The organism is Bacillus sp. SSR7, from assembly GCF_055902415.1.
Window position 1 is genome coordinate 1 of sequence record NZ_JBVVXV010000035.1, and the last position, 8788, is coordinate 8788.

The window sequence follows — 8788 nt, forward strand, 5'->3', positions numbered from 1 at the left end:
GAAACTTAAAGGCTTTATTAATTATCATTTGATTCACCTCCATTTCGGTATATGAATATTATACACCAAACGTACATTCGATGGATAGTGAAGTAACACTTTATGTATGTCGAACAATTAAGATGGCTTCCTGCCATCTCTTGTTCGAAGCCAATTCATCTCCCACCTACTCACTTCGCGTTCCTTGAGGAAGGAGTCTTCTTGGCTAAAATGATAAAATTTTAAGTTCAGAGTTTGCAAGGTTTATTGTTAATACATTTTGTATATTGTACAACTGAATTCGATTTGAGTACTAATTTTAAGTTTAATGAATTAGTGAATATTAACTAAACAAAAATAAAAAGAACCATCTCCACTACAGGAAACGGTCCTTTTTCACCTCACATACACATAGGCTTCATTTGCTGTTACATAGTATGTTTTTCCTTTGCTATTGTGTACTTTATATTGTGACAATCCATTGACATTTACTTTCGCATCTATCGTAAATCCTAATGCTGCATCTACAAGACCAGCAACATCCTTATCCTGCCAAGATGGAGATTCATAAAAGCGTAAATTGGCCACTTTAGAAATAACCCTTTTACCAACTACAGTAAAGGCTTCTGTCCCATTGTAACGAATGTATGAGGAATCATAATAAATCCATTCATTACCTCCAAGGTCTAGCCAGCTTCCTACTTTCCTACCTACTTTATACGCTTCTCCTTTTTGTAGTTTGCGAATGACACTATTCCATGTTGATGGTCCAGAACGAAGGTTTACATTGTATCCCTCAATATATACAACACCATTTGCCTCCACTGTGCTAGATAATTCATTTGACTTTTGTGGTTTAACATCAACCTTAACTGAATCTCTGTTATAGGAATTTAGTACATCCACTCGAAATTGAGCCTCAGATACACCATGACTACGAAGATAATCCAGGGGATCTTCATGATCTGTCCCACCTAATTTATAAGTAACATCCCTATGTGTCCATAGTCCTTTAGAAGGATGAATATTTCGTTCCCGCAAGATTGCTCCGATTAACTCTACATACCGTTCATAAGAACGTTTGAATTTCAATGAATTACTTGTTTCACACAATTCAACATGAACAAATCTTACATTTGCTGCCGGACCTGCGCCCCATGCTCGATATTTTGTTGATGCAATTTGAATCTTTTCATCCCAATCAACTGCATAGTGAACAAATGCTGAACGCCATGTACGAGACTCATATTTTTGAATATTAATTGCTGGTGCCTCAGGGGTGGCTGTAGAATGTGCCACAACACCTTCATAAGCATCAACACCGTAACGATAAGGCTGGTTAGGTACATCTGGAATAAGTAGCATTCTATCAGCAAATGTGTTTGTTCCAATTGATATTACTAAAATCATAGCAACAAATATGGATAGAATGTATTTGTATTTGTATTTCTTTTTCATTTCCTATTGTCATCCTTTTTTATAATTTTCGTATGGTCAAACAATCCACTTGCTGACAATCCGATAATCATTCCTTGAAATATATTCATTTTGAAATCTTGAGACAAAAATAAAACACCCAGTATAATGCCAAGCGTCAAATTAAATATTGGGATATATTTTGTTTGCAATCCATTTGTTTTAGCAATTTGCGATAACCCTATAACAACCCCAATCATTGCCGTAATTTCAATCATTACATACCGCCACCTTTCACGAGGAAGGTCAGAGCTGCTCCAATTATTCCACCAATAATAAGGCGTAATATCCATGTTGTATTTGCACTAATCTTATCTAATTGCTTATTAATATTAATAATGTCTTTTTCATTACCTGCTGTCCTCATTTCTAAACCTCTAATCTCTAATCGTATATCTTTAATATCTTGCCTTATTTCCTGAACATCACCTTTCATTTCTTGCAAACCATCCATTATTTCCACCTCTCTCCTACTTCGTATTTAATTAAAAATTAAAAATCTTAATATACATACATTTGGCTTTGCATCTCATTATTTAATCCCTTCTGGTTTAACGTCCACCTCAATATGTCCCTCAATAATATCCTCGTTAACTACTTTTGTAGGAACCTCTGTTGCTGGGTTTCCCGTTTTACAATGGAAACAGTAATTGGACTTCCTCTAAACAGCTCCACGTTGACGTTAAAATTGCTAGCGGTAATAATCCCAGCATTCACTAAATTATCCACAACGTCATCAATTTCCATAAATTTATTGTCATCACTTGGCATGATTTGATTTAGAATTTGGTTCTGAAATTGATTTTCCTCTGGATGTGTATTTGTCATATCTTCCTCTCCCGTTTTAATTTTGTTTATTGATTTTCTAACAATCTCATTTAGTACGTAAATTTTGCTATGTAGTTTGAAAAATAATATCTTAATTTAATGAAAGGAGTAATATTTACTCTCCGACCAGAAAGAATATTCAGATATTTAATGAGTGCAGTATTTAACAGAAAAACTACCAATTCGGATCACTTACGTCGTAACCTAATATCAAAAATATGTTTCTAGTAAACATATACTATTTCTAAAACACAACGTAGATTGTATACACTTAGTTCAGCTACACTAAAAACAAACGATTTGTGAATTTAAATCTTCTAATTATAAATTTTAATCCCTGTCTATTAGACAGGGATTAGTAGAATAAGAATCAGGCTTTTTATTTAATTAAATACTCCATTATTCGCACATCGTTGTAGAATGTGCACTAAAATTTCTTCTGTCACTTTTCCATGTGGATGTGAATTCCCATCAATAATTCCTCTTTCTAATCCCCATTTCCATGCATCTCTTGCCCAATCTGATGGCTCTCCATTTTGGTAGCTCACATTAGATGCGATTGATACTGTACTTCTAGAATCTGAGAATACCTTGTTATTGTATATACGTTGCAGCATGTGTACCAAAATTTCTTCCGTCACTTCTCCATGTGGATGAGAATTTCCATCCACAATCCCTTTTTCTAGTCCCCATTTCCATGCATCTCTCGCCCATTCCGATGGTTGCCCATTTCGATAACTTGTATCAATAGAAACAGATACTACGCTTCCAGTACCTAAGAATACTTTGTTATTGTATACACGCTGTAACATGTGTACTAAAATTTCTTCTAAAACTGTTCCATGTGGATGTGAATTTCCATCTACAATTCCTTTTTCTAATCCCCATTTCCATGCATCTTTTGCCCAATCTGATGGCTCTTTATTTTCAGAGGGATCGGGTCCTTTTCCTAAATGGTCTAATGGGTTCACAGCATTACTCTTATTAATATTCCAGCCGCCTTTATGCAGTTCAAAATGTAAGTGTTGGCCACTAGAATCCCCAGTGTTCCCCATAACTCCAATAGTTTGTCCTTGGGTAACATAATCTCCTACGTTCACCGTTCGAGAACCACTACGCATATGAGCGTATACAGTCTCCCATGTAACTCCATCAATAGTATGCACGATCATAATACATTCACCGTAACTAGATGAAAAATACGAGCGACTAACTTTTCCATTAGTCGCTGCATAAATCGGATGATACCCTGCTTCAGCAAGGTCTATCCCATGGTGATTTGGTCTGCTGCCTCTAAAACCACTTGTTACTCTCGTTGTATCTGTTGGATAAATAAACTTTGCCATACTAATCTTCCTTTCTTTTTTGCACAGTATAATCAAGGTACTTAAATGAGTACCTTCGTTTACTTTTTTATTTGACAAGAATCTTTATAATATGAAAGTCTTATAATTACTTAAATACCCCATTATTTGTACATCGTTGTAGTATGTGTACTAAAATTTCCTCTGTTACTTTTCCATGTGGATGTGAATTCCCATCTATAATTCCTTTTTCTAATCCCCATTTCCATGCATCTCTCGCCCATTCTGATGGCTCTCCATTTTGATAACTTACATTAGTGGCAAATGCTCCTGAGCTTCCAGTACCTGAGAATACTTTGTTGTTGTATACACGTTGCAACATGTGTACCAGAATTTCTTCTGTCACTTCTCCATGTGGATGTGAATTTCCATCTACAATCCCTTTTTCTAGACCCCACTTCCATGCGTCTCTCGCCCATTCTGACGGTTCTCCATTCCGGTAACTTGTATCAATAGCGAAGGATACTGCACTTCCAGTACCTAAAAATACTTTGTTGTTGTATACACGTTGTAACATGTGTACCAAGATTTCTTCTACTACCGTTCCATGTGGATGTGAATTCCCATCTACAATTCCTTTTTCTAATCCCCACTTCCATGCACTTCTCGCCCACTCTGATGGTTCTTTATTTTCAGAAGGATTAGTTCCCCCATCAAAATCAACATATTGCTTAACAATTTCAGCGTAGAAGAAATTCCCTCCGTTTTTATATCGGTAGCCACCATTGTATGCCACAGCAATTGGATTACTATATCGAACCATGGCACCTGTTGTATTTCCAAGTGATGGTGCAACAACCGTTTTAGAATACAGATCCGCCACCGGTAATGAATGTTGTTTCTTGTTTGAAGCTAACCAGCGAAGGTAAGCTCGTCCAAAATTATATGATTGAACAATGGCACTTAAATCTGTAATACCATTTTTTTTCGCATCATCAAAAGCTCCTTTTAGATGCTTCACTCCATAATAAATTGAATCTTTAGGATTTTTAATTGTATTCATTGGCCACCCTTGTGATTCACTTGATTGCATAATATCAGGTGTTTTTTCAGAATTCCCGTCACTTTCCACCATAATGATTCCAAGTACGTAAGGAATTAACTCAGGTACTCCTTGTGCAGAACATTCACTTTCTACCATTGATTGCCAACGTAACACTTGTTGTGGCAAATTCTTTGTTTTAACTGAAGCAGCTAATATACTCATTACTAAACATCTCCTTATTTCCCTATTATTTTTGTCTAAAATACTATTACTTCACTAAATATGACTATCAGCCAAATACCCATAAATCTATAAAATTACTTCATGTTGCTCACCTTCTTTCACAACAAAAAGAGCAACCATAAAATAGTTGCTCTTTCGTCGAAATCTTATATTACTACTATAAATCACTTTTTCAATACTTTCTGTACACCGCATGTAGCCTACAAAAAGGTAACATTAATACCCATCTAAAAATTTGACAATCTTTCTTATTTCAGCATGTTTTCGTCGGATATACCCTGTACTATAATGCAACTCAAACGCTATTTGTTCTAAAGTCATTCCATCAACATACTTCATTTTAAGTATTTGATGATCTAATCCAGTAAACTTATTAATTAAAATCTTTAAATCGAACATTTCATTCATCTTATGTCCTAATTCATATTCAATAGCTTCAACACGACCTTCTACCTTAGCACCTTCTGATTCAGTAGTTAATCGTACATGTTGCAAGTCACCACTAGTCCAGCGCTTTAACTCTGCTTTTGATTTGTCTAAGTTAAATTCTATATACGTAATTTCTTCTTCTAGTTTCTGATAATCTTTCATCCAGTCAAGCATCTAATAATCCCCCTACTTTTCTTTAATTAAATTCTGTTTCTTATTAATATCACCAAAGGTAAAGTAACCTTTATTATCCTTTTAATCGAATTCACGAATATTAATTATGATTTATATTTTCTTAATAAAGCTTTTAATCTCTCACGCTCTTCTTCAATAGTTAACTCATTATTTTGTATAGGCTGCTCTTCTGGAACTTCTTCTTTTTCACGTAGCCATTCTGGTACCAGTTCTTTTCGTTTGGTATACCCTGACCTAGATCGCTCCTTATTCTTACAAAGATCAAACTGTGCATCTAACACAACTACATCATTAATTGTTTTTACTTTTTGACTTTCCCAATTTTTAAGAATTCCACGTACATACCTCCACTTTGGTATATTCTCATCAATTGATCTCTTTACTGCTTCCAAAATTAGTTCACTACCTAATGCTTCGCAAAATTCACCCAGCTCTGCAATAGCTATTTCACTTAACAATATTCCATTCTTCAGCAAAAATTTATAACTTATTTTGAAATCTTCATTTATCAATCTTTGTGAGAGTGATTTTTCCTGATTATCATGATGATGATCCTTATTTTGTGTATCAGTGTTTAGTTTTTTAGTACTTTTTAAATCAGTATTTAGTAGCTTGCGATTTTCCACCAGTAGATTCCCATTAACAGGATTTTCAGCAGGTAGGTTTTCCACTGGTGGAAAATCAACCACTGGGATTTCGTAAATAATTGTCTCCCATCTTACAATTTTATTTTTTTCATCTCTAATCGGAAATCTTTTAATGTATCCATACTCTTTTAATTCCTTCATTCCAGCTCTTAAGCTATTAATACCATCTTTTGCATGTTGAGATAATTCCTCTCTATAAAACACCCAATCATCTGGAAGTGTAAGTATGTATGCTAATATCCCCTTCGCCTTCCAAGAAAGCCTTTTATCTTTTAACCCTGTATTATTGATGACGGAATAATTATGATCCTTTTTAACTCGAAGAATTCCCATAATATCTACCTCTCCATTATTATTAAGAACAAATATCTACTTTCAAAGTTCGGTACTCACTACTATTCACTTTCTCATTACGAAATTTATTTTCCACCCTTTTCACACCAACACGAGGTTAAAAAGAACTTAAAGTTCGATTTATTATTAAAAAAAATATCGTCTACACTCATATCAAAAAACTGTGCAATCTTTTTAGCAATTCTCATTGAAGGGATTCTTTCTTTTTGATCAATCATTCGAATATATCGTTCCGTAACCCCACAATAACCAGCAAGTTCTTTATATAACTTCTTTTCCGGTTCATACATTTTGTTACCCATTAATCCACCTCCGTAAGAACAATTAGTTCTAAATATAGATTAAAGAACTAATTGTTCATTGTCAATGCAAAAAGGAACTTTTTGTGCTAAAATAAATCCAAAGAGAACAATTAGTTCAATTAGAGAGGTGAACAATGTGATAGGAGTTAGAATAAAATCCTTACGAAAAAAAGAAAATTTAACACAAAAACAATTGGCTGAAAAAATTGGAGTATCCCAAAGAATGATAGGCTACTACGAATCAGAAGAAAGATTCCCTCCACATGATGTTCTAACTAAATTAGCGGATTGCTTTTCAGTTTCAGCTGACTATTTACTAGGACGAGCTGTTACGGACGAAGCTAAGAAGCAATTAACACCAAAAGATGAGAAAGACATAGCAAAAAGAATGGAAGAAATAAAAAAGGACCTGCAAGGAGAAGATGGGTTAATGTTCTCTGGTGAACCTATGAGTCAAGAAGCTGTAGAATCACTATTAGATGCAATGGATTACATTGTCAAACAAACGAAAGTAATCAATAAAAAATACGTGCCTAAGAAATATCGTAATCCAGACGATAACTGATGCAAGCTTAGGAGGGAATACATTGAAATTCGTCATTAGAGATCTAGTCCAACAACTTAGCACCAAATACAACACGACAAACCCCTATGAGCTTGCTGATTACTTAAAAATACATGTACTAACATGGGATTTACATGAAGAAATAAATGGTTTTTATAAATATGAAAAAAGAAATCGTTTCATTGTTATTAATACTAATTTATCTCCATCTATGCAGAGAACTGTTTGTGCTCATGAATTAGGACATGCGGTCCTACATACTCATGCAAATACACCCTTTCTACGTAAAAATACATTCTTTTCCGTTGATAAATTAGAGATAGAAGCAAATACGTTTGCTGCGCTTTTGTTAATTGACAAAAAGACCATTCAGCCTGGTGATACAAAAGCATGTATAGCATACAAAAATAATATTCCAGTTGAACTGTTGGAATTTTACAAGCCTTGCTAAAGGAATTAAGACATTTTAATTATTGCTTCAAACGCTGACGAGAAAAAGAGAATGCTCCATCGTTAAAGCAAAAGAAATGAAATAGTATCTATTATTTAAAAAATCTATACAGTTAAATCGAATATAAAAATGCACCTCCAATTGTTAATTATGTTTATAACAATTGGGGTGCACTTCAATAACAGTCGGTCTTTTTCGAAAAATCTTTAACCTCTAATATTGTCCATACTTCCTTGTACGAAAATCGATACATTACTTAAATATTATTTTGTTTTTACAGAAACGTGTAATATAGAGTAATCTGGATTTAGAGTAACTACAGACTCTCCAGGGCTTATTGAATGTAGGGGACTTATACCTATTTCTACGCTATGATTATCTTTTTCAAAACGATTGATATAATCTTTATTGTTTTTTACAAAACTATCAATTTCTTTTTTTAATTCTGGACTTGGATTTACTAGTCTATCAATCTCTTTATCAAGATTGAAGTTCGGATTTATCATATGCATCCAGTTTTCCGCTAGCTCAACAGTTGACTTGTCAACGACAAACACGAAATAGAAATTATCTGCATCCTTCCCAACAAACGAAAATGAACCATGAGAATCAATCATTCTTGGCAAATTAGGAGTATATAGATCAATTTCTGATGCTACGTATCTATATCTTAAATTCGCATTATATTTCTTATTTACTTCAGTAACAAGATTTTGACCTTGTTTAGAAATAGATTGCTCTCTTACAGGTGAAATTTCAATAGAATATCTATCAAAGAAAAAATCATCTGTCACTAACGCATTGGGAATACCTATTGGCGTTACTCCTGGTTTTGTCTCTGGCTTTGTTTCTGGTTTTGTTTCTGGTTTTGTCTCTGGTTTTGTCTCTGGTTTTGTTTCTGGCTTTGTCTCTGGTTTTGTCTCTGGTTTTGTTTCTGGTTTTGTTTCTGGTTTTGTTTCTGGCTTTGTCT

At 34.1% G+C, this 8788-nt stretch carries 10 protein-coding genes and 2 pseudogenes; 2 read left to right on the forward strand and 10 right to left on the reverse strand.

Annotated elements, in window-relative coordinates; translation table 11 throughout:
• Window positions 1–375: 375 nt before the first annotated feature.
• From AC0NJG_RS28355 to AC0NJG_RS28395, 9 genes and pseudogenes are all read right to left on the reverse strand, one after another.
• Window positions 376–1437, reverse strand: coding sequence for an N-acetylmuramoyl-L-alanine amidase (locus tag AC0NJG_RS28355; protein WP_087953791.1), 1062 nt, complete (start codon window positions 1435–1437; stop codon window positions 376–378).
• The gene (locus AC0NJG_RS28360; protein ID WP_087953792.1) at window positions 1434–1673 is read right to left on the reverse strand and encodes a holin; all 240 of its coding nucleotides are present in this window, start codon (window positions 1671–1673) and stop codon (window positions 1434–1436) included. The genes AC0NJG_RS28355 and AC0NJG_RS28360 overlap by 4 nt, the downstream gene beginning before the upstream one ends.
• Complete coding sequence (locus AC0NJG_RS28365) at window positions 1673–1909, reverse strand: hemolysin XhlA family protein (protein WP_087953793.1); 237 nt, start codon at window positions 1907–1909, stop codon at window positions 1673–1675. The genes AC0NJG_RS28360 and AC0NJG_RS28365 overlap by 1 nt, the downstream gene beginning before the upstream one ends.
• A 78-nt stretch (window positions 1910–1987) precedes the next feature.
• Window positions 1988–2283, reverse strand: a pseudogene (locus tag AC0NJG_RS28370) (hypothetical protein).
• Window positions 2284–2666: 383 nt separating this feature from the next.
• Window positions 2667–3629: a M23 family metallopeptidase gene (locus tag AC0NJG_RS28375; RefSeq protein WP_132134965.1), complete on the reverse strand. Its 963-nt coding sequence runs from the start codon at window positions 3627–3629 to the stop codon at window positions 2667–2669.
• A gap of 106 nt (window positions 3630–3735) precedes the next feature.
• Window positions 3736–4854 (reverse strand): lysozyme family protein, encoded by a 1119-nt coding sequence (locus AC0NJG_RS28380; protein WP_087953796.1) that lies wholly within the window; start codon window positions 4852–4854, stop codon window positions 3736–3738.
• A 237-nt stretch (window positions 4855–5091) separates the two neighbouring features.
• Window positions 5092–5478 (reverse strand): hypothetical protein, encoded by a 387-nt coding sequence (locus AC0NJG_RS28385; protein ID WP_087953797.1) that lies wholly within the window; start codon window positions 5476–5478, stop codon window positions 5092–5094.
• A 104-nt stretch (window positions 5479–5582) separates the two neighbouring features.
• Window positions 5583–6479 (reverse strand): DnaD domain-containing protein, encoded by an 897-nt coding sequence (locus AC0NJG_RS28390; protein WP_087953798.1) that lies wholly within the window; start codon window positions 6477–6479, stop codon window positions 5583–5585.
• A gap of 86 nt (window positions 6480–6565) precedes the next feature.
• Window positions 6566–6802 carry a helix-turn-helix transcriptional regulator gene (locus AC0NJG_RS28395; protein ID WP_087953799.1) on the reverse strand — a complete coding sequence of 79 codons (237 nt, stop codon included), beginning with the start codon at window positions 6800–6802 and terminating at the stop codon, window positions 6566–6568.
• A 136-nt stretch (window positions 6803–6938) separates the two neighbouring features.
• On the opposite strand from AC0NJG_RS28395, the gene AC0NJG_RS28400 reads away from it, so the two are divergent.
• Both AC0NJG_RS28400 and AC0NJG_RS28405 read left to right on the forward strand, forming a co-directional pair.
• Window positions 6939–7367 (forward strand): helix-turn-helix domain-containing protein, encoded by a 429-nt coding sequence (locus AC0NJG_RS28400; protein ID WP_087953800.1) that lies wholly within the window; start codon window positions 6939–6941, stop codon window positions 7365–7367.
• 22 nt (window positions 7368–7389) lie between these two features.
• A complete protein-coding gene (locus AC0NJG_RS28405) occupies window positions 7390–7818 on the forward strand; it encodes an ImmA/IrrE family metallo-endopeptidase (RefSeq protein ID WP_000673786.1) in 429 nt (142 codons plus the stop codon).
• Window positions 7819–8081: 263 nt separating this feature from the next.
• Here the strand turns inward: AC0NJG_RS28405 and AC0NJG_RS28410 are convergent.
• A pseudogene (locus AC0NJG_RS28410) lies at window positions 8082–8788 on the reverse strand (S-layer homology domain-containing protein); the annotation flags it as partial.